This window comes from Pseudomonas sp. JL2 (assembly GCF_031570495.1).
Lineage (GTDB): Bacteria > Pseudomonadota > Gammaproteobacteria > Pseudomonadales > Pseudomonadaceae > Aquipseudomonas > Aquipseudomonas rhizophila.
In genome coordinates this window covers 147918-172330 of the sequence record NZ_JAKUDH010000005.1, presented here as the reverse complement: position 1 = coordinate 172330, position 24413 = coordinate 147918, and the positions used below count along the sequence as shown (strand labels likewise).

Sequence of the window (24413 nt, the reverse complement as noted above, 5' to 3'; positions counted from 1 at the left end):
GTTCCCATGAGTGATTTACAGCTCGACGATTTCAAGCGTGACGAGAACGCGGCCATGGTCTTGCTCGTCGACGACCAGGCGATGATCGGCGAGGCGGTGCGGCGCGGGCTGGCCAATGAAGAGAACATCGACGTTCACTTCTGCGCCGACCCACACCAGGCCATCGCCCATGCGGTCCGCATCAAGCCAACGGTGATCCTCCAGGACCTGGTGATGCCCGGTCTTGATGGCTTGAGCCTGGTGCGCGAATACCGTAACCATCCGGCGACCCGGGATATTCCGATCATTGTCCTGTCCACCAAGGAGGACCCGCTGGTCAAAAGCGCGGCGTTCGCCGCCGGGGCCAACGATTACCTGGTCAAGCTGCCGGACAACATCGAACTGGTGGCGCGCATTCGCTACCACTCGCGGTCCTACATGATGCTGCTGCAACGCGATGCGGCCTATCGCGCCCTGCGGGTCAGCCAGCAGCAACTGCTCGACACCAATCTGGTGCTGCAGCGGCTGATGAATTCCGACGGTCTGACCGGGCTGTCCAACCGTCGACACTTCGATGAATACCTGGAGCTGGAGTGGAGAAGGGCGCTGCGGGACCAGTCCCAGCTCTCGCTGTTGATGATCGACGTGGATTACTTCAAGTCCTTCAACGACAATTTCGGCCACCTGGAGGGGGATGAAGCCCTGCGCAAGGTCGCCACGGCGATCCGTGATGCGTGCAGTCGTCCGTCCGACCTGCCGGCCCGTTACGGCGGCGAGGAGTTCGCCCTGGTACTGCCCGGCACCTCGCCTGGCGGTGCCCGGTTGATGGCCGAAAAGCTGCGCCAGAGCGTCGTTGCCCTGAACATCCCCCACATCACGCCTCATGAGGGGGCGAACCTGACTGTCAGCGTTGGCGTCTCGACCTTCACGCCACAGCAAGGTGGCGATTGCCGCCAGCTGATTTCGGCGGCGGACAAAGGGCTGTACACGGCCAAGCACAATGGGCGTAATCGGGTTGGTATCGAGTAGTGCGTCCGGCCGGCTGGAGAGTTCTTGTGGCGAGGGAGCTTGCTCCCGCTGGGGCGCGTAGCGGCCCCGAAACCAGATAGCTCGGTGAGTCAGGTTGACTGAGCTGTGTTTTTTAGGGCTGCTGCGCAGCCCAGCGGGAGCAAGCTCCCTCGCCACAAGAATTGGTGTCCCTAAAGCCGCCAGGCGGGCTGCCGCTGGCGCTTGATTACGTTATACTCGCCGGCTTTCAAAAGTTCGCCAACGAGTGCTGCCCGCCATGGAAATCAACCCGATCCTGAACACCATCAAGGACCTGTCCGAGCGCTCCGAAACTATTCGGGGGTATCTTTGACTACGATCAAAAGCATGAGCGTCTGACCGAAGTCAATCGCGAGCTTGAAGATCCGAATGTCTGGAACAACCCGTCGTACGCCCAGGAACTGGGCCGCGAGCGCGCTGCGCTGGCGCAGATCGTCGAGACCCTGGATGAAATGTCCAGCGGCCTGGCCGACTGCCGCGACCTGTTGGACATGGCTGTCGAAGAAAACGATGAAGGTGCCGTCGGCGATGTCGTCGCCGAGCTGACACGCCTCGAGGAGGCGTTGGCCAAGCTGGAATTCCGGCGCATGTTCAGTGGCGAGATGGATGCCAACAACGCCTACCTGGACATCCAGGCCGGTTCCGGCGGCACCGAAGCCCAGGACTGGGCCAACATCCTGCTGCGCATGTACCTGCGCTGGGCCGACAAACGCGGCTTCGACGCGACCATCATGGAGCTGTCGGCCGGTGAGGTCGCCGGAATCAAGGGTGCCACCGTGCACATCAAGGGCGAATACGCCTTTGGCTGGCTGCGCACCGAGATCGGCGTGCATCGCCTGGTGCGCAAAAGTCCGTTCGACTCCGGTAACCGTCGTCACACGTCGTTCTCGGCGGTGTTCGTTTCGCCGGAAATCGATGACAACATCGAAATCGACATCAACCCGTCGGACCTGCGCATCGACACCTACCGTTCCTCCGGGGCCGGTGGCCAGCACGTTAACACCACCGACTCGGCCGTACGGATTACCCACGTACCGACCAACACTGTGGTCAGTTGCCAGAACGAACGCTCCCAGCACGCGAACAAAGACACCGCGATGAAAATGCTGCGGGCCCGTTTGTACGAGCAGGAAGTGCAGAAGCGCAACGCGGCGTCCCAGGCCCTGGAAGACACCAAGTCGGACATCGGCTGGGGTCACCAGATCCGTTCGTATGTACTTGACGCCTCGCGCATCAAGGACCTGCGCACCAGCATCGAACGCAGCGACTGTGACAAGGTGCTCGATGGCGACATCGACGAATACCTGATCGCCAGCCTCAAACAAGGGCTGTAACGCGACACCCATGCGGCGGGCAGGCGCGCTTCCACCCAGGAGCGAGGCCTGGCCGCAAACTCCGGCCCGGGGCCGGGGGCAACGAACCTGTGATGGAATCTTTAAAGACATGAGCGACCTAGAACTCGACCCGCAAGCCCTGCAACAGGAAGAAAACTCCCTGATCGCCCTGCGCAAGGAAAAGCTTGCTGCCGAGCGCGCCAAGGGCCAGGCCTTCCCCAACGACTTCCGCCGCGACGCCTACTGCGACGTCTTGCAGAAGCAGTATGCGGACAAGACCAAGGAAGAGCTGGCCGAGGCGGCGATTCCAGTCAAGGTGGCCGGTCGTATCATGCTCAACCGTGGTTCGTTCATGGTGATCCAGGACATGACCGGGCGCATCCAGGTCTACGTCAACCGCAAGACGCTGCCGGAAGAAACCCTGGCCGCCGTCAAGACCTGGGACCTGGGCGACATCATTGCCGCCGAAGGCACCCTGGCCCGTTCCGGCAAGGGCGACCTGTACGTCGAAATGACCAGCGTGCGCCTGCTGACCAAGTCCCTGCGCCCACTGCCGGACAAGCACCACGGCCTGACCGACACCGAGCAACGCTATCGTCAGCGTTACGTCGACCTGATCGTCAACGAAGACGTGCGCCAGACCTTCCGCGTGCGCTCGCAGGTCATCGCCCACATCCGCAGCTTCCTGATGAAGCGTGACTTCCTTGAAGTCGAAACGCCGATGCTGCAGACCATCCCCGGCGGTGCGGCGGCCAAGCCGTTCGAAACCCACCACAACGCTCTGGACATGGAAATGTTCCTGCGTATCGCGCCGGAGCTGTACCTCAAGCGCCTGGTGGTGGGTGGCTTCGAGAAAGTCTTCGAGATCAACCGCAACTTCCGTAACGAAGGCGTTTCGACCCGGCACAACCCCGAGTTCACCATGCTCGAGTTCTACCAGGCCTACGCCGACTACGAAGACAACATGGACCTGACCGAGGAGCTGTTCCGCGAACTGGCGCAGCTGGTGCTCGGGACCACCGACGTGCCGTACGGCGACAAGGTGTTCCATTTCGGCGAACCGTTCGTGCGCCTGTCGGTGTTCGACTCGATCCTCAAGTACAACCCGGACATCACCGCGGCCGACTTGCAGGACATCGAAAAGGCCCGCGCCATCGCCAAGAAGGCCGGCGCCAAGGTGCTCGGCTTCGAGGGTCTGGGCAAGCTGCAAGTGATGATTTTCGAAGAGTTGGTCGAGCACAAGCTGGAGCAGCCGCATTTCATCACCCAGTACCCGTTCGAAGTGTCGCCGCTGGCCCGTCGCAATGACGAGAACCCAAGCGTGACCGACCGTTTCGAGCTGTTCATCGGTGGTCGCGAAATCGCCAACGCCTACTCCGAGCTCAACGACGCAGAAGATCAGGCAGAGCGTTTCATGGCCCAGGTGGCCGACAAGGACGCCGGCGACGACGAGGCCATGCACTACGATGCCGACTTCGTTCGCGCCCTTGAGTACGGCATGCCGCCGACGGCCGGCGAAGGCATCGGCATCGATCGCCTGGTGATGTTGCTGACCAACTCACCGTCGATCCGGGATGTCATTCTTTTCCCGCACATGCGGCCCCAAGCGTAAGTGTTTCAATTAAAAAGCCGCCTCGAACAGGCGGCTTTTTATTGCCTGTCTGGTACAAACGTATCAATTGGTTAATTTTGAAATAGCGAGGAAAGACCTGTCGTGAATCGTGTAATGGCTCCAGAAGGTGCGGCGGGCGTCGCCACTGCTGTCGCTGAAAGTGTTCAGTACCAGGGTCGCAAGGCCAGCCGGCAGGGCAGTGAACAGCGTCGCCAGGAGATTCTCGATGCGGCCATGCGCATTGTGGTGCGTGATGGTGTGCGGGCGGTACGCCACCGCGCCGTGGCCGCCGAAGCGGGTGTGCCGCTGTCGGCCACGACTTATTATTTCAAGGACATCGATGACCTGTTGACCGATACCTTCGCCCAGTACGTGGAGCGCAGCGCGGCGTTCATGGCCAAGTTGTGGACCAACAATGAAGGCCTGCTGCGGGAGATGGTTGCCTACGGAGACGGCAGCGCCGAATCCCGCTCGCAGCTGGCGGACGACATCGCCCGGATGACTGCCGACTACGTGCAGCATCAATTGCACAGCCGGCGCGAATACCTGATGGCGGAACAGGCTTTTCGTCAGGAAGCGCTGCTCAACCCGCGCCTGGCGGAGCTGGTGCGCTCTCACCAGCAGATCCTGTTGCACGGCACTTGTCAGTTTTTCCAGGTTTTGGGCTCGCGTGAACCCCAGCAGGATGCCAAAGTGTTGACGGCGATTATCGGACGGATGGAATATCAAGGCTTGCTCAATGGCGCCGAGCCGGTAGCGGCAGAAGAAATGCTCGGCATCCTGACCCGCTACATGCATCTGGTATTGGCGTCGGTTTAGTTTTTCAGGAGCACCACATGTGGCGAGGGAGCTTGCTCCCGCTGGGCTGCGTAGCGGCCCCTTTTGTGAGCGCTGCGCACTCAAGCGGGAGCAAGCTCCCTCGCCACAAAGGCTCCTCACAAAGACTAGGCGTCGTATGCCATAGGGAGTTCAAATGAAAGCCTGGCGTGCCGTTGTAATGGCCGTGTCGTTGCTGCTGCTCAGTGGCTGCCTGGTGTCCTTCAAGGCGCCGTTGCCCGACAGCGAAGCCGCGCCCCAAGGGCTGGTCGGCCACTGGACCAGTACCAACGCCTGGGGCGAGCCGCTCAACCTGGAGTTGGATGAAGTGGGGCCGCGCCGGTATCAAGCCGTCACCTACTTCAGGGCCAGGCCGCTGGAGCGCGAAGCCATCCCGGTGACCGTCTCCCGTCACGGCAGCCGTTGGTATCTGTCGGCCAAGGTGCCGGCCCGCTATGGAGGGCATTTCGTGATCGCCGGTTTTGAACTGACCGACAAGCAGGAACTGGTGATCTACAACCTGGATATGGATCAGATCAACCAGGCCATCAGCCATAAGATCCTCAGTGGCCAGCCGAACCAGAGCGAAGAAGGTGACGGCGTGCTGGTGGACAGCGACATGGGTACGGTTTTCCGTTACCTCGACGACCCGGCCAACTCCGATGTGTTCTCGGAGGCCGTGCGCTACCAGCGGCTGGTCAAATCCCAATAATTGCAACAAGCGGACGTTTTTTCACAGGAGTTCCGGGTGGACGATTACCAGCAGACGATACGCACCTTGTCCGATCGCATTGTGCTGGCGCAAACGCCGATTCGCATTCTCGACGCAGTAAAGTGGGACGAAAGCATCCGCAAGGGTTTCCTCAAGGCCAAGGGCAAGGAAATGCCCGCCGTGGACCGCGACTATTACCTCAACCGGCCCCTGTCGTTCGATTCCAGCAAAGTGAAACTCGAATTCCAGAACATCGAACGTGACATCACCCGTCAACTCGGGCAGTTCAACCCGGTCGGCCAGATCATGCGTCGCATGTGCAAGGAATACCGCATGGTGGTGCGCATGCTCGAAGCACGCGGCACCGAGGATTTCGGGCTGATCTCCCAGGAGTTGTATGGTGCCGCCTCCGATGCGTTCCATGCCGGCGACCCGACCCTGGCTGACCTGGGCTTGATGCTGTCCGATTACCTGAACAACATTGACGGCCGTGGCGATCTGAAGGATGAGCCGAAGATTCTGACCGCCCAGGACGCTGTCAGCCTGCTGCAGCATCGCCTCAACCGGGTCTTTGGCGAGGCCGAGGAAACCATCCGGGTGTTCGAGTCCGACGGGATCGTGGCCGATGCGGCGGCTGGCGCCGATTACATCAAGATTCGCACCGATGCGATGTTCAACGACCGTGACGTTCGGGCCCTGGAAGTCCATGAGGGTCTGGTGCACGTCGGCACCACCCTCAACGGCCTGAATCAGCCGATCTGCACCTTCCTGTCCAAGGGGCCACCCTCGTCCACGGTGACCCAGGAAGGCCTGGCGATCCTGATGGAGATCATCACCTTCGCCTCTTACCCAAGTCGCCTGCGCAAGCTGACCAATCGCACCCGGGCCATTCACATGGTGGAGGAGGGGGCGGACTTTCTGCAGATATACGAGTTCTTCCGTGAGCAGGGCTTTGAGATGGGCGAAAGCTACGGCAACGCCAGCCGGGTTTTCCGTGGTTCGGTGCCAACCGGTCTGCCATTCACCAAAGACTTGTCCTACCTCAAGGGCTTCATCATGGTTTACAACTACATTCAGCTGGCCGTACGCAAAGGCAAGCTGGAGCAGGTGCCGCTGCTGTTCTGCGGTAAAACCACCCTTGAAGACATGCGCACGATGCGCCAACTCGTGGACGAAGGACTGGTCGTGCCGCCCAAATACCTGCCGGAACAGTTCCGCGACATGAACGCGCTGTCGGCCTGGATGTGTTTCTCCAACTTCCTCAACCACCTGAGCCTGGACCGGATCGAAGCGGATTATTCCAATATCCTCTGAATACAATGTGGTTGAAAATGTGGGAGCGAGCCTGCTCGCGATTGCGATGTTCCAGTCAACATTGATGTTGACCGTTCTACCGCAATCGCGAGCAGGCTCGCTCCCACAGGGGACGGTGTTTCATTTATTTTTTGCGAGGTTTCACCGGATGCGAACCCTCGGCATCTTATGCCTGCTGCTGACCCTGAGCGGTTGCAGTTCCCTGCTGTTCTATCCCGAACGCGGCCTGCCCTTTACCCCGGAACGGGCCAAGCTCGACTACCGCGACGTCACCCTGACCACCGCCGACGGTGTCAGGCTCCACGGCTGGTGGCTGCCGGTCAAACAAGGGGTGGAGGTCAAGGGCACCGTACTGCACTTGCACGGTAACGGCGGCAACCTGGCCTGGCATCTGGGGGGGAGCTGGTGGTTGCCCGAGCAGGGTTACCAGGTATTGATGGTGGATTACCGCGGTTACGGCCGCTCCGAAGGCGAGCCGAGCCTGCCGGCGATCTATCAGGACATCGACGCAGCGTTCAAATGGCTCGACCAGGCGCCACAGGTTCAAGGCAAGCCGCTGGTGCTGCTCGGCCAGAGCCTGGGCGGCGCGCTGGCGGTGCATTACCTGGCCGATCATCCCGAGCGTCAGCCGCAACTCAAGGCCCTGGTGCTCGATGGCGTGCCCGCCAGTTATCGCGACGTAGGGCGTTTCGCCCTGAGTACTTCATGGCTGACCTGGGCATTGCAGGTGCCGCTGTCCTGGCTGGTGCCCGACGGTGACAGTGCAATCGGTTCGGTGGCGCAATTGAAGGGCGTACCGAAATTGATCTACCACAGCCTCGATGACCCGATCGTGCCTCTTTCCAACGGCATCCGTCTGTATCAAGCTGCGCCGCCGCCCCGGGTCCTGCAACTGACTCGCGGTGGGCATGTGCAGACATTCGCCGACCCGGTCTGGCGAACGGTGATGCTGCGCTATCTCGACGACCCCTGGCACTTCGACGGCCTGCGCCGCCTGGGCGAGATCCCGAATTATCCGAAATCATCCGTTGAATCTTCAGAGAGCCCGCAATGAGCGAAGAACGTAACGCCATCCCCCTGATCATCACCGGTATCTGCAGCATCCTCGGCACCGTCGCGGTGCTCTGGTACTACGGCTACCTGCACTTCGCCAAGCCCGAGGATGCGTTGCTGCTCAACGAGTTCACCATGCTCAAGACCGTGCCGGGCGAAGACTACAAAGTCGCCCTGGAGCCGGCTCCGCAAGTTGCCCAGTGCATCGATGGCGTACTGGTGCTGTTCGACACCGAACAGAAAGGCCTGACCGGCGTGCTGATCAATGAGAAGAAGCGTGCGGTGCGCTGCATGGGGCAGGAGACGCCGCAGAAGCTCGAGCCATAACCCAGCCATAATTCCCCTGTGGGAGCGAGCCTGCTCGCGATAGCGGTGGACCAGTCGCAACTGCATTGACTGACCCACCGCTATCGCGAGCAGGCTCGCTCCCACAGGGAAATGTGTTGGCCGATAAAAAAGCCCCGCCTGATCACGTCAGGCGGGGCTTTTGCTTGCAGTCAGCCGATCAGTTGGCGCTCATGGTCGAGCGCGGGGCGACTGGCTGGTTGTCGTTGGAGATGGTCACCTCGACCCGACGGTTCATGGCACGGCCCGAGACGCTGGTGTTGTCCGCCACCGGGAATTCCTTGCCGTAACCTTGGGTCACGATGCGGGATTGGTTTACGCCCATTTTTACCAGCTCGCGTTGTACGGAAGCGGCGCGGCGCTCGGACAGCGACTGGTTGTAGGAGTCCGAACCGGTGCTGTCGGTGTAGCCTTCGATGATCACCTTACGGTCGGGGTTTTCCTGGAGGAACTGGGCCAGTTTATTCACGTTGACCAGGCCGCTGGAGCGCAGCTCGGACTTGTTGGTGGCGAACAGCACGTCACCGAAGGTCACCAGCGTGCCGCGTTCGGTTTGCTTGGCGTTGAGGCTGTCTTGCAGTTGCTTGATCTGCGCGTTACGGGCCTCGAGCAGTGCGCGGGCGCGTTCATCACCGGCGTTTTTCAGCTCGGCTTCGGCGGTGCGCAGGGCGATGGTCTGCTTGGCCACCTCCACGCGCTGGTTGGTCAGATAGGCCAACTGGTCGACCTTGGCTTCATCTTCCTTGTCCATGTAAGCCTTTTCGGCTTTGGCCAGGAAGTCGGCGGCGTCCTTGGTTTCCAGAGCCGCAACCTTGGTCGCCGCCGGGTCAGCCTGCAGACCGTTGTAGTTGGTACGGGCCTGTTCCAGATTAGCGTTCGGATCTGTGGAACACGCGGCCAGCGAGACGCAGGCGGCCAGCAGGGCGGGGATCATCAAGTGTTTGTGCATCATAGTCTGTCGTCCTTTTATCAATGAGAAGTACGTCGCGGCGTGAACGGCTTACTGAAGCTTGTTCATGCCTTCCTGACGCAGTTCCTGAACCCCTTTCTGGGAGTCCTTGAGAGCCTGTTCGGCCTTGGCGGCCTGGGCCTTGCGCTCAGCGACGCGGGCGTCCCACTCGGCCTGCTCGGCCAGACGCTTGGCTTCTTCGTAGTTCTTGTCGTGCATCGCGATCTCGGCCTGCTTGAGCTTGTCCTGGGCCGACTTCATTTCCACGGCGGCGAATTCGGTACCGCCGGCGCTGACGGCGCTGTTGACCGCCGATTGGGTCACCGCGTACTGCTCCGAAGGCGGGTTGCCGGCGCAACCGGCGAGGATGAAGCTGCTACCGATCGCCAGGGCAGCCAACTTCAGGCCGCGCAGGCCAGTGGATGAGGGTTTGGCAGTGCAGGTATTCATAGGCTTCAACTCCATTGGAAAACTCCTGAAAAAACTACAGATCCATGCTGGGACCGAAGCCGGGACGTCTGTTTCGGCGCTGGCGCCGGGGGCGCGTTTATTTAAACGACCGTTCCAGTATGGTTACTCGGTGTGACCTGAGGCGTTTTTCAAAAGTTCAGCGAGGATGGCCAATCGCCAAAAGTTTTACTGACTGATTGGTCAACAGCAGAAAAGCTGAACTTTCAAGGCGCGCAGCGGTATTCCCGGCGTAGGAGGCGTGGGTTTTTTGGGGGCGCGTGTAGGAACTGGCGAAGGTTGCGATCTTTTGACCTGGCGTCTGGGAAAGATCGCAGCCCCCGCTCCTAGAGAAATTTAGTGTTTGGACTTGTCGTTCTGCGAGGAGAGTTGATGCAGATGACGCCGCGACAGAGCGAGAAAACGCGGTGTCGGGCCGACGTCTTCGTAGAGCGGGTCACCCTCTTCATCGGTGGCCACCACTTGCGAGCCCTTGATGTAAGGGAAGCTGGCTTCCAGTTCTTCCAGCGCCGCCCCGATCAATTCGCCGAGCAGTTCCTCGGGTTGGCGCTTGGGGTACATCTCGCAGATCGCCGCCAGTCGTGCGGCGGCCTCCACGTCCAGGTGAATGGTATAGCCGGTCTGGGTCAGGCAACCCTTGGCGTTTTCTTCCCAGTGTTGGGCGAGCTCACGGATTTTCATGATGGCCTCAATAGCCCGCGGATGGCAGGCGCGCAGAGTGACAAGCCGTTGTGTGGCTTACTGTTAAGACTAGCTTTGTCCGACAAGGTTTAATGTCCCCTCGTCGCTTGTCATAAACGTCTTGCGTCGGCACTCTCTGTAAAACGTCTAACCCAAGAGCTGTCCGGACCTTTTGCTGGAGAACTGCTGATGACCGATATCGATGCACGCTTGCGCGAGGATGTTCACTTGCTCGGCGAGCTGCTGGGCAACACCATCCGCGAACAGTACGGGGACAGGTTTCTCGACAAGATCGAGCAGATCCGCAAGGGTGCCAAGGCCGATCGACGCGGCTCCATGGACGCCGAACTGAGCGCCAGCCTCAATCAGTTGGGCGAGGACGAACTGCTGCCGGTGGCGCGGGCGTTCAATCAGTTCCTCAACCTGGCCAACATCGCCGAGCAGTATCAACTTATCCACCGACGCGAAGAGTCCAAACCGGCACCGTTCGAGGCGCGGGTGTTGCCCGAACTGCTTGCTCGATTGCGGGCCGAGGGCCATGGCGCCGAGTCCCTGGCGCGGCAATTGGGACGGCTGGAAATCGAACTGGTGCTCACCGCCCACCCCACGGAAGTGGCCCGGCGCACGCTGATCCAGAAATACGATGCCATCGCCGCGCAACTGGCGGCCCAGGACCACCGCGATCTCACCAGCGCCGAGCGTGCGCAGATCCACGAGCGTCTGCAACGGCTGATCGCCGAAGCCTGGCACACCGAAGAAATACGCCGCACCCGGCCGACCCCGGTGGACGAGGCCAAGTGGGGCTTTGCGGTGATCGAACATTCGCTGTGGCAAGCCATTCCCAACTACCTGCGCAAGGCCGATCAGGCCCTGCATGCCGCCACCGGCTTGCGCCTGCCGCTGGAGGCTGCACCGATCCGCTTTGCCTCGTGGATGGGCGGGGACCGGGATGGCAACCCCAATGTCACCGCTGCGGTAACCCGCGAAGTGCTGTTGCTGGCGCGGTGGATGGCGGCGGATCTGTACCTGCGCGACGTTGATCACCTGGCGGCTGAGCTGTCCATGCAAAAAGCCAGCGAGGCTTTGCGCGCCCAGGCCGGTGACAGCGCTGAACCCTACCGTGCCGTGCTCAAGCAATTGCGTGAACGCCTGCGCGCCACGCGCAATTGGGCGCACGCGTCCCTGAAAGTCACTACCCCAGCCTCTGCCGATGTGTTGCAGAACAACCGCGAACTGCTGGACCCGCTGGAGCTTTGCTACCAGTCCCTGCACGAGTGCGGCATGGGCGTGATCGCCGACGGGCCGCTGCTCGACTGCTTGCGCCGGGCGGTGACGTTCGGGTTGTTCCTGGTGCGCCTCGATGTGCGCCAGGACTCCACGCGCCACAGCGCAGCCATGACTGAAATCACTGACTACCTGGGCCTGGGCCGCTATGAGGACTGGCGCGAGGAGCAGCGCATCAGCTTTCTGCTGGAGGAGCTGAACAACCGGCGTCCGCTTTTGCCCGCTCATTTCAAACCGTCGGCCGATACCGCGGAAGTCCTGGCCACGTGCCGGGAAGTGGCGGCGGCGCCGGCGGCGTCCCTGGGCTCGTACGTGATCTCGATGGCGGGCGCTGCTTCCGATGTGCTCGCGGTGCAGCTCTTGTTGAAAGAGGCCGGCGTGTTGCGACCCATGCGGGTGGTGCCGCTGTTCGAAACCCTGGCCGACCTGGACAACGCCGGGCCGGTGATCGAGCAATTGTTGCTGCTGCCGGGCTATCGCTCGCGGCTGCAAGGGCCTCAGGAGGTGATGATCGGCTATTCCGATTCGGCCAAGGATGCCGGCACGACAGCGGCGGCCTGGGCACAGTATCGGGCCCAGGAGCGGCTGGTGGACATTTGTCGCGAACAGCAAGTCGAACTGTTGTTGTTCCATGGCCGCGGAGGCACTGTGGGGCGTGGCGGCGGTCCGGCTCACGCGGCGATTCTGTCGCAACCGCCGGGTTCGGTGGCCGGGCGGTTCCGTACCACTGAGCAGGGTGAAATGATTCGTTTCAAATTTGGCCTGCCGGACATCGCCGAACAGAATCTCAATCTGTACCTCGCCGCCGTGCTGGAAGCGACACTGCTGCCACCGCCGCCGCCCACTCCTCAGTGGCGTCATCTGATGGATGAACTGGCGGCCGACGGGGTCAAGGCTTACCGCGCCGTGGTGCGGGAAAATCCGCAATTCGTCGAGTACTTCCGCCAGTCCACACCGGAGCAGGAGCTGGGCCGTCTGCCGCTGGGCAGCCGGCCGGCCAAGCGCCGGGCCGGAGGCATCGAAAGCCTGCGGGCGATCCCGTGGATCTTCGGCTGGACCCAGACGCGCCTGATGCTGCCGGCCTGGCTCGGCTGGGAGACCGCCCTGGGCAAGGCGCTGGAGCGCGGGGAGGGTGAGTTGCTGGGGCAGATGCGCGAGCAATGGCCGTTTTTCCGCACCCGCATCGACATGCTGGAGATGGTGCTGGCCAAGGCTGACGCGGACATTGCGCGCTCCTACGATGAGCGTTTGGTCGAACCTGGGTTGCTACCGTTGGGCGAGCATTTACGCGACCTATTGTCGCAGGCGTGCGCGGTGGTCCTGGGGTTGACCGGCCAGTCGCAGCTACTGGCACATAGCCCTGACACTCTGGAATTCATTCGCCTGCGTAACACCTACCTCGACCCGTTGCACCTGTTGCAGGCTGAACTGCTTGCCCGTTCGCGGCAGCAGGACGTTGCCCAGGGCAGCCCCGTGGAACAGGCGCTTCTGGTGTCTGTGGCGGGGATTGCCGCCGGTTTGCGCAACACCGGCTAAGGTTAAGCGGCGTACCGAAACGGCCCGCCCGGTATCCCCCGGGCGGAGGCCGGGTGGGCAGGGAAGAGGTCGGTCGGGCGACAGTTTGTTGTCCGGTTGCGACGATCGCCACCTCCTCCCAAGGTCGCGTCAGGCGCGGGTTCCTTCGACTTTCGGCGGCTTGTGTGGGTCGGGCCTGCTGTGTATCTTGATCAGCCTTTGGCCGTTTGGGCGGTCACGATCCTGTTTTCCGAGATTGGCCCCACGAGGCGAATCCGAGCGTTTACATAAAAAAATTGAGGAGCACATCGATGCGCGTCATTCTGCTGGGAGCTCCCGGGGCCGGTAAAGGTACTCAGGCAAAGTTCATCACCGAAAAATTCGGTATCCCGCAAATCTCCACTGGCGACATGCTGCGTGCCGCGGTCAAGGCCGGCACCGAGCTGGGCGTCAAGGCCAAGAGCATCATGGATGCCGGCGGCCTGGTGTCGGATGACCTGATCATCGCGCTGGTCCAGGATCGCATCGCTCAAGCCGATTGCGCCAACGGCTTCCTGTTCGACGGTTTCCCGCGCACCATTCCGCAGGCCGAAGCCTTGGTTACGGCTGGCGTGGAGCTGGATCACGTTGTCGAAATCGCCGTCGACGACGAAGAGATCGTTCAACGCATTGCCGGTCGTCGTGTCCACGAGCCGTCCGGCCGTGTCTACCACACCGTCTATAACCCGCCGAAACTCGCCGGCAAGGACGACATCACCGGTGAAGCACTGGTGCAGCGCAAGGACGACACCGAAGAAACCGTGCGCCATCGCCTGTCGGTCTACCACTCCCAGACCAAGCCGCTGGTGGAGTTCTACCAGAAGCTGTCCGCCAAGACCCAAGGCAAGCCCAAGTACAGCTACATCGCCGGCGTTGGTTCGGTTGAAGCGATCACCGGCAAGGTGCTTGAAGCACTGAGCTGACAAGTCTGCTGTGCAGCAAATAACAACGGCCCGCTTGCGGGCCGTTGTTGTTTATACTGGCGCACTTTTCCCCATCTGATTTACGGACACACCGATGAGCACCTTGCTGGCCCTGGATACCGCGACTGAAGCTTGCTCCGTTGCCTTGCTGCACGACGGCAAGGTCACGAGCCATTACGAGGTGATCCCGCGCTTGCACGCCCAGAAGCTGCTGCCGATGATCCAGCAATTGCTCAGCGATGCTGGGACCACCTTGCAGGCGGTGGATGCGATTGCCTTTGGTCGTGGGCCGGGAGCGTTCACTGGCGTGCGCATTGCCGTCGGCGTGGTGCAGGGCCTGGCGTTTGCCCTGGAGCGGCCGGTGCTGCCGGTGTCCAACCTGGCGGTACTCGCCCAGCGCGCCTTGCGTGAACAGGGCGTCAGCCAGGTCGCGGCGGCGATCGATGCGCGCATGGATGAGGTGTATTGGGGCTGCTACCGCGAGTCCGAGGGTGAGATGCGCCTGGTGGGCGCCGAAGCGGTGCTCCCCCCCGAAGCGGCGGCGTTGCCTGCCAACGCCAGCGGCGACTGGTTCGGCGCCGGTACCGGTTGGGGCTACGGCGAGCGGATTGCCGTCCCCCTCAGCGGCCAGGACGCCTCGATGCTGCCCCATGCCGAAGACCTGCTGACCCTGGCCCGCTTCGCCTGGGAGCGCGGCGAAGCCATTCCGGCCGACGATGCACAACCGGTGTACTTACGGGACAAGGTTGCAACACCCAAATCCGAACGGTAGACCCAGGCGTTGTGAGAGCAAAGCTTGCTCGCGATACGGGGGCCCCGGTTCTCCGGCGGACCGCGTCATCTTCATCGCGGGCAAGCCTTGCTCCTACAAAGTCATTTGCTCCCCCAAAAGTCACGCCCAATATTACCAGTCGTCATTTTTTCGAGCCGGTTTTAAACCTTTTTGACTTTATGTGCTCTAGTTATCACTTGCGCATTTGCGCGGCTGTGAAAGTGCCGCTAAATTGCCATCATTGATACCGAGCATTCTGTTATGCGTATAGACGGCGTTTCATCCCAGTCCTACCCCATCAAACGCAGGCCTCGTGCAGGCAAAGTTGCTGCGGATGAGTCCTTCGATGACATCGATGGCGAACTGGAATTTCCGTCCGAAGAGCAGTTGGCCGCTCGCGCTGCCAAAGCCTCGGCGCAACGCCTGAGCAATCTTCCGGCCCGTCAGCAAGACATGCTGTATCACCGCGCCATGAGCCGCAGTGTATCCGCGGCCCTGGCCAGCTACCTGAGCACTGCCGGTTTCGTTGACTGGGATATGGAAGTGCTGGGACTCGACCTCTACATCTGATGGGGTTGCCTTACTACCTGGGCTGCCCGTCCTGGAGCGAAAACGCCTGGCGCGATTATCTTTATCCGCAAGACGCCAAAAGCTCCGATTTCCTGAAACTCTATTCTCAAGTGTTCAATGCCGTGGAAGGCAATACGACCTTCTACGCCAGCCCCTCTGCGGCCATCGTTCAGCGCTGGGCGCAGACCATGCCCGAGTAGTTTCGCTTCACCGCCAAGTTGCCCGGTGACATCAGCCACAATGGCGATTTGCGTGAGCACCTGACGGCCATCGAAACCTTCGTGCAATTGCTCAGCCCCCTGGGCGAACGGGTTTCACCGTTCTGGTTGCAGCTATCCAAGGCCTTTACCCCGAATCGCTTGCCGGAGCTGGCGGGCTTCATCGATGCCTTTGAGCGACCCTTGGCCGTGGAGGTCCGTCACGGTGACTTCTTTGCCAAAGGCGATGCCGAACGACAGCTCAACCGCCTGCTCCTTGATCGCGGGGTAGAACGCATCTGTCTGGATCCCCGGGCATTGTTCAGTTGCACCTCGACCGATCCTGCCGTGCTCCATGCTCAATCGAAGAAACCGCGCGTACCGCCCCGGCCGACCGCGTTCACCCACTGCCCGCAGGTGCGTTTCATCGGCCATCCAGTGCTGGAGGCCAACGAACCGTTCCTGACCCCCTGGGTGGAAAAAATCGCCGGGTGGATCGAAGAGGGGCGCACGCCTTATATCTTTCTGCACACCGCCGACAACGTGCTGGCGGCCAAACTCGCGCAACACTTTCATCGCCGATTGATGAGCCGTTTGCCTGGCTTGCCGGCCCTGCCTGAGCTATACAGAGAGCCCGCCGCCGAGCAACTGGGTTTGCTCTGAGGCAAAATTTCTCTGCCCAGGAGTGATTTCCATGGATGCGCAAACCCGTCGAGCCCAGGCCTTCAAAGCCTTGCATGAACGCGAAGGCGCGTTCGTCATTCCCAACCCGTGGGACGCCGGTTCGGCAAAGATGCTTGCCAGTCTCGGCTTCGAGGCCCTGGCCACCACCAGTGCCGGTTACGCTTTTTCCCTGGGACGGCCCGATGGTGCGGCGGGGCTGGATGACACCCTGGCCAATGTCCGGGCGATTGTGGCGGCCACTGACTTGCCAGTGGCGGTCGATCTGGAGAACGGCTTCGCCGATGCCCCCGAGGCGTGCGCCAGCAGCCTGATCCGCGCGGCGCAGGCCGGCGCGGTGGGTGGCTCGATCGAAGATGCCACAGGGCGCGAAGACAGCCCGATCTATGGCTTCGAGCATGCCGTGGCGCGGGTTAAAGCTGCGGCTGACGCGGTGCGCAGTCTGCCGTATCCCTTTGTGCTGACCGCCCGGGCGGAGAATTTTCTGCACGGCAAGCCCGACCTGGATGACACCATTGCCCGCCTGAAGGCGTTCGCCGATGCCGGTGCCGACGTGCTGTATGCCCCAGGCTTGAGCTCGGCCGAGCAGGTGCTGGCGGTGGTCCGGGCGCTGGCGCCGAAACCGGTGAATGTGTTGATGTCCGGGGCGCTGGACCTGACGGTTGCGCAGCTGAGCGAGATGGGCGTCAAGCGCATCAGTGTCGGGTCCGCGCTGGCCCTGGCGGCGTATGGCGAGTTTTTCCGCGCCGCCGAGGAAATCCGCGAACAGGGCTCGTTCACCTTCACCCGTCGTTCGATGCCCTTCAACCAGGCCAACCAATTATTCAAGGGTTGAGGCCCGAGGCATTGTCGTGCGGGTTTTGAAAGGTTTTACGCTATTGGTGCTGGTTGTTGGCGTCGCAGTCCTGGGGGTATGGCGCGGTTGGCTGTCGGTGCCGGCACAATGGAATCCCTGGGCGCCCCTGGACGTCAATGCGCCGCCGAACCTGCTGACCCGTTACAAACTCATGGCCCTGCGCAACGATCCGCAGTTATGCGACCAGGCGCTCGCGACCTCGGGGCTGCGGGCCACCCGCCAGGCCGACAGCAGTCCCCAGGCCAGTTGCCCGCTGAGCAATGTGCTGAGGGTGCAGGGCGGCGAGGTGGCGTTGAGCAGCAGCTTCCTGGCCAGTTGCCCGCTGGCGGTGGCGTTCGCCTTGTTTGAACGTCACGCGCTGCAGCCGGCGGCGCTGGCGACCTATGGGCAGGAAGTGGTGCAGGTCGATCATCTGGGCAGTTTCGCCTGTCGCAATATGTACGGTCGGGAGAGCGGGGCGCGCAGCCAGCATGCCACGGCCAGTGCGCTGGATATCGCCGGGTTTCGCCTGGCGGACGGCCGTCGCGTGAACGTGCTCAAGGACTGGCCGAAGGACAACACCCACGCCCAATTCCTGCGCCAGGTGCGCGACGGTGCCTGTGACGTGTTCAATGTGGTCTTGAGTCCGGATTACAACGCGGCGCACCGCAACCATTTTCATCTGGATGTCGGGCCGTGGTGGATTTGCCGTTGATTCAGGCGGCGATGCGCAGGTTCTGCAACACGATCGGGCGTGCCCAGCGGGTATCGAAGTCCAGTTGCTTCTGCTGTGCCACCAGTTCCTCTTCCGGGAACGGCGGGAACGGCTTGTCCAGCAGGTCCAGTTCGAATTCGGCAATCGGCAGGTGCAGTGGACGTGGCTGAGGCGCAGGTCCCGGTTCTGGCAGCGGTTGGCCGGCGGCAAGCACCAGAGGGCGAACCCAGTTGCTTTCGAAGGTCTGCTGTTTTTGCTGGGTGGCGATTTCTTCCGGCGGGAACGGCGGGAAGGGTTTGTCCAGCAGGTCGAGTTCAAATTCAGCGATTGGCAGGAACAGCGGCTCAGGCGGTTTGACTTGGGTTTCTGTCACTTGGCAGTTGCGCTGGCTGACAATGTGCTCGAGCAATTCGGCGCCGAGGGTCGGTTCAACAGCCTCATCGAGGGCAACTGGCTGGTAGCTGCCAGGCGCCGGTGCGTTATCACCCAGTTGATCGGCCAGGGCCCGGGCAAAAAAATCCTGCCACAGGTGACTGACGCCGCTCAGGGCTTGGGTGTTGCGCAGGCTGTAATCGCCGTAAGGGGAGATGACGCCTATCGATGTGGATTGAATGTCTGACATTTTTCTCGGTCGACGCTCAGCTCTGGCAAAATACCGTTCACCGTTGTTATCGGCCGTTTTTGCCGATCCTTAATTTTTTGAGCATGTTTCCAAGAATGAACAACTTCCATGAGTGATCAACCCGCGGCCTGCCGCATCCATGTTGAGGCCCTGGCCCCGGCCTTCCAGCCGCAGGCCGAGCACTGGGCACAGCGCCTTGACCTGCCGTTGCAGGTGGACGATGGCGAGTTTGCCTTGCAGGTCGGTGAGCAGGGGTTGCAATTGCAGCAACTGGGGCCGGATGCGCCGGGACCGGTGCGGGTGGACTTCGTCGAAGGCGGCGCGGCCCATCGCCGCTTGTACGGCGGCGGTAGCGGCCAGATGATCGCCAAAGCCGTCGGTGTGGCCCAGGGCGTACGTCCGCGTGTGCTGGATGCCACGGCCGGGTTGGGCAAGGATGCGTTTGTGCTGGCCAGCCTGGGCTGTGAAATGAGCCTGATCGAGCGCCAGCCGCTGATCGGCGCATTGCTTGAGGATGGCCTGGCCCGAGGCGCGGAGGACTTCGACGTGGCGCCGATCGTCGCCCGCATGCGGTTGCTCAAGGGCAATTCCATCGAGGTGATGCGCAACTGGCAAGGCGAGCCGCCCCAGGTGATCTACCTGGACCCGATGTTCCCTCATCGTGAGAAAACGGCCCTGGTGAAGAAGGAAATGCGCCTGTTCCGGCCGCTGGTGGGCGACGACCTGGACGCTCCGGCGTTGTTGGCCGCGGCCCTGGCCCTGGCGACTCACCGCGTCGTGGTCAAGCGCCCGCGCAAGGCACCGTGCATCGAAGGGCCAAAACCCAGCCACGGGCTCGAGGGTAAATCCAGCCGCTACGACATCTATCCCAAGAAGGCGCTCAAGGCCTGAGACCGCGTCGCCTCCATCGCGAGCAGGCTCGCTCCCACAGATGTGTGTTGTGTTAACTACACCTTACCCTGTGGGAGCGAGCCTGCTCGCGATGAGGCCCGCCCAGCCGGCGAGAATCTATCAGATGATCTGCGGCCGATAAGCGCGCATAAACAACCCCACCACTTCCTCGACATGAGCCTCGGCCGCTGCGGCTTCCAACGGTGCGCCGCAGCCATACAGCAAGCGGAAATTCGCCGCGCCCTTGATCAGGCAGAAGAAGTGCTCCGCCGCATTGCGCGGTTTGTCGATGCTCAGGGCGCCGCTCTGGTTGACCTTGTTCAGCAGCCTTTCCATGCCTGAGAGCATCCGTTGCGGGCCTGCTTCGAAGAAGATCGTCGACAGCTGCGGGTCCTGACTGCCCAAGGCCATGATCAACCGATGCAGGTTCACCGATTCGTCGCTGTTGATCAGTTGGTGAAAACCACGGGCAATGTTCAGCAACACATGTTCGATCGGCACGCCGTCAGGCCATTCGAAGAAAAGCGGCGGCACTTGCTCTTCACACTTGGCCACAACGGCAGCGGAAAACAGCGTTTCCTTGTCGTTGAAGTGGCTGTAGACCGTCAGCTTCGACACACCGGCCTCGGTGGCGACCGCGTCCATGCTGGTGTTGGCATACCCCAGGCTGACGAAGAGTTTTTTTGCCGCGTCGAGAATGGCCTGGCGCTTGGCCAGATCCTTCGGACGGCCTGGGCCGTTGGGAGGTGAAAGATTGTTCGACATTATTCGCTTTTAATACTGGACTGGTGAGTTTGCTATTAATAACATACTCGTCAGTATAATTATTCCAAGCACCATTAGCGAAAGGTCACTCGCCATGTTCCGCTATGCCTTGCCCCTCGCCCTGCCAGTGAGCCTGGTTTTTTTATTGTCTGCGTGTGGTCAGGACGAACCCGTGTCCCTTGCCGTGCGCCCCGCCATGGTGGTGCAGCCAGAGCCTTCGGGCCAGGCGATGGAAAGTTATCCGGGGGAAGTCAGGGCGCGATTCGAGCCAGACCTGGCCTTTCGCATCGGCGGCAAAGTAAGCCGACGACTGGTCGAGGAGGGCCAGCGAGTCAAGGCCAACCAGCCCCTGGCCGAGCTCGATCCCCAGGACGTGCGCCTGCAGCTGGAAGCCACCCGTGCCCAGGTCGCCGCCGCCGAAGCCAACCTGAACCTGGTGCGCGCTGAACGTGATCGCTACAAAACCTTGATGGAGCGGCAGATGGTCAGCCGCTCCCAGTACGACAGCGCAGAAAACCTCTACCGCTCCGGTGCCGCGCGGCTCAAGCAGATCAAGGCTGAATTCGATGTCGCCAGCAACCAGGCCAGTTACTCGGTGCTGCGTGCGCCTCAGGATGGCGTGGTTGCCCGGCGTTCAGTGGAGGTCGGGCAGGTGGTGTCGGCCGGTCAAACGGTCTTCACCCTCGCCACTGACGGCGAGCGTGAAGTGCTGATCAGCCTGCCGGAGCAGGGCTTTGGCCGGTTCAAGATTGGCCAGCCGGTCTCGGTGGAGTTATGGAGCCAGCCCGATCAGCGTTTCAGCGGGCGCATCCGCGAACTGTCGCCAGCCGCCGATCCCAGATCCCGCACCTTCGCCGCTCGCGTTGCCTTCACCGCCGGCAGTGTTCCGGCTGAGTTGGGCCAGAGTGCCCGAGTGTTTATCCAGACCGGCGACCAGGTGTCGCTGTCGGTGCCGCTGTCGGCACTCACCGCCGAGAACGGCGCCACTTACGTGTGGGTAGTCAACGGCAATAACACCCTGAAAAAAGTCCCGGTGCGCGTCGGCCCGTTTGGCGAAAAAACCGTTCCGGTGCTTGAAGGGCTGAGCCCCAATGACTGGGTCGTCGCAGCCGGTGTGCACGTGCTCCTCGACGGCCAGCAGGTGCGGCCGGTGGATCGCTCCAACCGCGTGGTCAATCTGGCGGCCAAGGAGTAATCCCCGATGGGCTTCAATCTTTCCGAATGGGCGCTGCGTAACCGCCAGATCGTCCTGTTCCTGATGTTGCTGCTGGCAATCGTCGGCGCGCTTTCCTACACCAAGCTCGGCCAGAGCGAAGACCCGCCGTTTACCTTCAAGGCCATGGTCATTCGCACCAACTGGCCGGGGGCTACGGCCGAGGAGGTTTCTCGCCAGGTCACCGAACGCATCGAAAAGAAACTGATGGAAACCGGCGATTACGAAAGAATCGTCTCGTTCTCCCGCCCGGGCGAATCCCAGGTGACGTTCATGGCCCGCGATTCCCTGCATTCGGCGCAGATTCCCGAGTTGTGGTACCAGATCCGCAAGAAGGTCAGTGACATCCGTCACACCTTGCCACCGGGCATCCAGGGGCCGTTTTTCAACGATGAGTTCGGCACCACCTTCGGCAATATCTATGCGCTGACTGGCGATGGTTTTGACTACGGCGTGCTCAAGGATTACGCCGATCGCATCCAGATCCAACTGCAACGGGTCAAGGATGTGGGCAAGGTCGAACTGCTGGGTTTGCAGGACGAGAAAATCTGGATCGAACTGTCGAACGTTAAGCTGGCGACCCTCGGCGTGCCGCTGGCGGCAGTCCAGCAGGCGTTGGAAGAGCAGAACGCAATATCGACCGCAGGCTTTTTCGAAACCGGCAGCGAGCGGGTCCAGCTACGGGTATCGGGAAATTTTCAGACAGTGGAAGAGATCCGCGACTTTCCCATTCGTGTCGCTGATCGCACGTTCCGTATCGGCGATGTCGCCGATGTTCATCGCGGTTTCAACGATCCGCCAGCCCCGCGCATGCGCTTCATGGCCGAAGATGCCATTGGTCTGGCCGTGGCGATGAAGGACGGCGGCGACATTCTGATTCTGGGCAAGGCCCTGGAGGCGGAGTTTGCCCGTATCCAGAACAACCTGCCGGCCGGCATGCAATTACGTAAGGTCTCGGACCAGCCGGCGGCGGTGAAAACCGGTGTTGGCGAGTTCGTCCAGGTGCTGGTGGAGGCCCTGACGATCGTGTTGCTGGTGAGCTTCTTCTCCCTCGGGCTGCGAACCGGGATGGTGGTCGCCCTGGCGATTCCGCTGGTGCTGGCGATGACCTTCGCCGCGATGTATTACCTGGGCATTGGCCTGCACAAGATTTCCCTTGGCGCGCTGGTGTTGGCGTTGGGTCTGCTGGTGGATGACGCGATCATCGCGGTCGAGATGATGGCGATCAAAATGGAGCAGGGCTTCGACCGGATCAAGGCCGCCAGCTATGCCTGGACCAGCACCGCGTTCCCGATGCTCACCGGTACGCTGATCACCGCTGCGGGTTTCCTGCCGATCGCCACGGCGCAGTCAGGCACCGGCGAGTACACCCGTTCGATTTTCCAGGTCGTCACCCTGGCGCTGCTGGCCTCCTGGGTGGCCGCGGTGGTGTTCGTGCCGTACCTGGGGGATAAACTGCTGCCGGACCTGGCGAAAATTCATGCCGCCAAACACGGCACCGCTGATGGCCAGTTCGACCCCTACGGCACGCCGTTCTACCAGCGTGTCCGGCGCTTGGTGGAGTGGTGCGTGCGGCGGCGCAAAACCGTCATCGTGCTGACCGTGCTGTTATTTGTGGGCTCGGTGGCGCTGTTCCGTTTCGTGCCACAACAGTTCTTCCCGGCCTCGGGGCGACTTGAGCTGATGGTCGACCTGAAGCTGGCCGAAGGCGCGTCCCTGAGCAACACCGCCGAGCAGGTCAAGCGCCTTGAAGCGCTGCTCAAGGACCACGCGGGCATCGACAACTACGTGGCTTATGTCGGCACCGGTTCACCGCGTTTCTACCTGCCGCTGGATCAACAACTGCCGGCACCCAGCTTCGCCCAGTTCGTGGTGCTGGCCAAGACCATCGAAGACCGCGAGCCCCTGCGCAGCTGGTTGATCACCACGTTGAACGAGCAGTTCCCGGCCCTGCGCTCGCGGGTCACGCGCCTGGAAAATGGCCCGCCAGTGGGTTATCCGGTGCAGTTTCGCGTGACCGGTGAGCACATCGAACAAGTCCGGGCCCTGGCGCGGAAAGTGGCGACCAAGGTTCGTGAAAATCCCTACGTGGCCAACGTGCATCTGGATTGGGAAGAGCCGAGCAAGGTGGTGTACCTGAACGTCGATCAGGACCGCGCCCGAGCGTTGGGCGTGAGTACGGCTAACCTGTCGAGCTTTTTGCGCAGTTCCCTCACCGGCTCCAGCGTCAGCCAATACCGGGAAGACAACGAACTGATCGAGATTCTGCTGCGCGGCACGGTGCATGAGCGCACCGAATTGTCCCTGCTGCCGAGCCTGGCGGTGCCGACCGACAATGGCACAAGCGTTGCGCTGTCGCAGATCGCGACGCTGGAATACGGCTTCGAAGAAGGCGTTATCTGGCACCGCAATCGCCTGCCAAGTGTGACCGTGCGGGCTGATATCTATGGCAAGGAACAACCGGCGACCCTGGTGCAGCAGATCTTCCCGACCCTGGCCCCGATTCGTGCCGAGCTGCCGGACGGTTATCTGCTGGAAGTGGGCGGTACGGTAGAGGATGCCGCCCGTGGCCAGCAATCGGTGAACGCCGGCGTGCCGCTGTTCATCGTCGTGGTGCTGACCTTGCTGATGCTGCAACTGCGCAGTTTTTCCCGCACGGCCATGGTGTTTCTCACCGCGCCCCTGGGCCTGATCGGTGTCACGCTGTTCCTGCTGGTGTTCCGCCAGCCGTTCGGTTTCGTCGCCATGCTGGGCACCATCGCCTTGTCGGGGATGATCATGCGCAACTCGGTGATTCTGGTGGACCAGATCGAACAGGACATCAAGGCGGGGCTCGCCCCATGGCAGGCGATCATCGAAGCCACTGTGCGACGGTTCCGCCCGATTGTGCTCACCGCGCTGGCGGCGGTGCTGGCGATGATTCCGCTGTCACGCAGCCTGTTCTTTGGCCCGATGGCGGTGGCGATCATGGGCGGGCTGATCGTGGCGACGGCGTTGACGCTGTTGTTCCTGCCGGCGTTGTATGCGGCGTGGTTCAGGGTCAAGAAGACCTGACACGATCCTGATAGCACTGAAGATCGA

22 protein-coding genes and 1 pseudogene are annotated in these 24413 nt (G+C 61.7%); 18 read left to right on the top strand and 5 right to left on the bottom strand.

All coding sequences use genetic code 11. The annotated features are described in order from the left end of the window. Positions 1–6: 6 nt before the first annotated feature. From MKS85_RS09920 to MKS85_RS09885, 8 genes are all read left to right on the top strand, one after another. Positions 7–1008: a diguanylate cyclase domain-containing protein gene (locus tag MKS85_RS09920; protein WP_281459512.1), complete on the top strand. Its 1002-nt coding sequence runs from the start codon at positions 7–9 to the stop codon at positions 1006–1008. Positions 1009–1264: 256 nt separating this feature from the next. Continuing rightward, positions 1265–2360 (top strand): peptide chain release factor 2 gene (gene prfB, locus MKS85_RS09915; RefSeq protein WP_107321555.1). Its coding sequence is split into 2 segments (ribosomal slippage): positions 1265–1336 and positions 1338–2360, totalling 1095 coding nucleotides; the frame shifts between segments, so codons are not numbered across the junction. Positions 2361–2469: 109 nt separating this feature from the next. After that, positions 2470–3972, top strand: coding sequence for a lysine--tRNA ligase (gene lysS, locus MKS85_RS09910; protein ID WP_047227526.1), 1503 nt, complete (start codon positions 2470–2472; stop codon positions 3970–3972). A gap of 102 nt (positions 3973–4074) precedes the next feature. After that, the gene (locus MKS85_RS09905; RefSeq protein ID WP_047227527.1) at positions 4075–4791 is read left to right on the top strand and encodes a TetR/AcrR family transcriptional regulator; all 717 of its coding nucleotides are present in this window, start codon (positions 4075–4077) and stop codon (positions 4789–4791) included. 154 nt (positions 4792–4945) lie between these two features. Next, complete coding sequence (locus MKS85_RS09900) at positions 4946–5500, top strand: hypothetical protein (protein WP_107321557.1); 555 nt, start codon at positions 4946–4948, stop codon at positions 5498–5500. 36 nt (positions 5501–5536) lie between these two features. Then, complete coding sequence (locus tag MKS85_RS09895; protein WP_047227529.1) at positions 5537–6814, top strand: flavohemoglobin expression-modulating QEGLA motif protein; 1278 nt, start codon at positions 5537–5539, stop codon at positions 6812–6814. A 148-nt stretch (positions 6815–6962) separates the two neighbouring features. Further along, a complete protein-coding gene (locus MKS85_RS09890; protein WP_139051075.1) occupies positions 6963–7868 on the top strand; it encodes an alpha/beta hydrolase in 906 nt (301 codons plus the stop codon). Continuing rightward, complete coding sequence (locus tag MKS85_RS09885) at positions 7865–8194, top strand: hypothetical protein (protein WP_047227531.1); 330 nt, start codon at positions 7865–7867, stop codon at positions 8192–8194. The genes MKS85_RS09890 and MKS85_RS09885 overlap by 4 nt, the downstream gene beginning before the upstream one ends. A gap of 178 nt (positions 8195–8372) precedes the next feature. Here MKS85_RS09885 and MKS85_RS09880 read toward each other — a convergent pair whose 3' ends face one another. From MKS85_RS09880 to MKS85_RS09870, 3 genes are all read right to left on the bottom strand, one after another. After that, positions 8373–9161, bottom strand: a complete 789-nt coding sequence (locus MKS85_RS09880; protein ID WP_188251303.1) for an OmpA family protein — start codon at positions 9159–9161, stop codon at positions 8373–8375. Between the two features lie 51 nt (positions 9162–9212). Then, complete coding sequence (locus MKS85_RS09875) at positions 9213–9626, bottom strand: DUF4398 domain-containing protein (protein WP_047227532.1); 414 nt, start codon at positions 9624–9626, stop codon at positions 9213–9215. Between the two features lie 339 nt (positions 9627–9965). Further along, positions 9966–10310: a hypothetical protein gene (locus MKS85_RS09870; protein ID WP_047227533.1), complete on the bottom strand. Its 345-nt coding sequence runs from the start codon at positions 10308–10310 to the stop codon at positions 9966–9968. A gap of 189 nt (positions 10311–10499) precedes the next feature. On the opposite strand from MKS85_RS09870, the gene ppc reads away from it, so the two are divergent. The 7 genes and pseudogenes from ppc to MKS85_RS09835 all read left to right on the top strand — a co-directional run bounded on the left by ppc (position 10500) and on the right by MKS85_RS09835 (position 17841). Next, the gene (gene ppc, locus MKS85_RS09865) at positions 10500–13130 is read left to right on the top strand and encodes a phosphoenolpyruvate carboxylase (protein WP_188251277.1); all 2631 of its coding nucleotides are present in this window, start codon (positions 10500–10502) and stop codon (positions 13128–13130) included. Between the two features lie 290 nt (positions 13131–13420). Further along, positions 13421–14071: an adenylate kinase gene (gene adk, locus MKS85_RS09860; RefSeq protein WP_047227535.1), complete on the top strand. Its 651-nt coding sequence runs from the start codon at positions 13421–13423 to the stop codon at positions 14069–14071. 94 nt (positions 14072–14165) lie between these two features. Further along, positions 14166–14843 (top strand): tRNA (adenosine(37)-N6)-threonylcarbamoyltransferase complex dimerization subunit type 1 TsaB, encoded by a 678-nt coding sequence (gene tsaB, locus MKS85_RS09855; protein WP_047227536.1) that lies wholly within the window; start codon positions 14166–14168, stop codon positions 14841–14843. A 261-nt stretch (positions 14844–15104) separates the two neighbouring features. Continuing rightward, positions 15105–15413, top strand: a complete 309-nt coding sequence (locus MKS85_RS09850; RefSeq protein WP_047227537.1) for a hypothetical protein — start codon at positions 15105–15107, stop codon at positions 15411–15413. Beyond that, positions 15413–16273 (top strand): annotated as a pseudogene (locus tag MKS85_RS09845) (DUF72 domain-containing protein). Before MKS85_RS09850 ends, MKS85_RS09845 begins: the two are co-directional and overlap by 1 nt. Before the next feature lie 31 nt (positions 16274–16304). Further along, positions 16305–17126 carry an oxaloacetate decarboxylase gene (locus tag MKS85_RS09840; RefSeq protein WP_188251276.1) on the top strand — a complete coding sequence of 274 codons (822 nt, stop codon included), beginning with the start codon at positions 16305–16307 and terminating at the stop codon, positions 17124–17126. Between the two features lie 16 nt (positions 17127–17142). Further along, positions 17143–17841 (top strand): extensin family protein, encoded by a 699-nt coding sequence (locus MKS85_RS09835; RefSeq protein ID WP_107321563.1) that lies wholly within the window; start codon positions 17143–17145, stop codon positions 17839–17841. 1 nt (position 17842) lies between these two features. Here the strand turns inward: MKS85_RS09835 and MKS85_RS09830 are convergent, their stop codons facing one another. Continuing rightward, complete coding sequence (locus tag MKS85_RS09830; protein ID WP_107321564.1) at positions 17843–18463, bottom strand: energy transducer TonB; 621 nt, start codon at positions 18461–18463, stop codon at positions 17843–17845. Between the two features lie 108 nt (positions 18464–18571). Between MKS85_RS09830 and MKS85_RS09825 the strand changes: the two genes are divergently transcribed. Further along, positions 18572–19354, top strand: a complete 783-nt coding sequence (locus tag MKS85_RS09825) for a class I SAM-dependent methyltransferase (protein WP_047227542.1) — start codon at positions 18572–18574, stop codon at positions 19352–19354. 120 nt (positions 19355–19474) lie between these two features. On the opposite strand, the gene MKS85_RS09820 is transcribed toward MKS85_RS09825, so the two are convergent. Beyond that, complete coding sequence (locus MKS85_RS09820) at positions 19475–20119, bottom strand: TetR/AcrR family transcriptional regulator (RefSeq protein ID WP_047227543.1); 645 nt, start codon at positions 20117–20119, stop codon at positions 19475–19477. 94 nt (positions 20120–20213) lie between these two features. Between MKS85_RS09820 and MKS85_RS09815 the strand changes: the two genes are divergently transcribed. Both MKS85_RS09815 and MKS85_RS09810 read left to right on the top strand, forming a co-directional pair. After that, a complete protein-coding gene (locus MKS85_RS09815; protein ID WP_188251275.1) occupies positions 20214–21314 on the top strand; it encodes an efflux RND transporter periplasmic adaptor subunit in 1101 nt (366 codons plus the stop codon). Between the two features lie 6 nt (positions 21315–21320). Continuing rightward, complete coding sequence (locus MKS85_RS09810; RefSeq protein WP_188251274.1) at positions 21321–24386, top strand: efflux RND transporter permease subunit; 3066 nt, start codon at positions 21321–21323, stop codon at positions 24384–24386. Positions 24387–24413 lie beyond the last annotated feature (27 nt).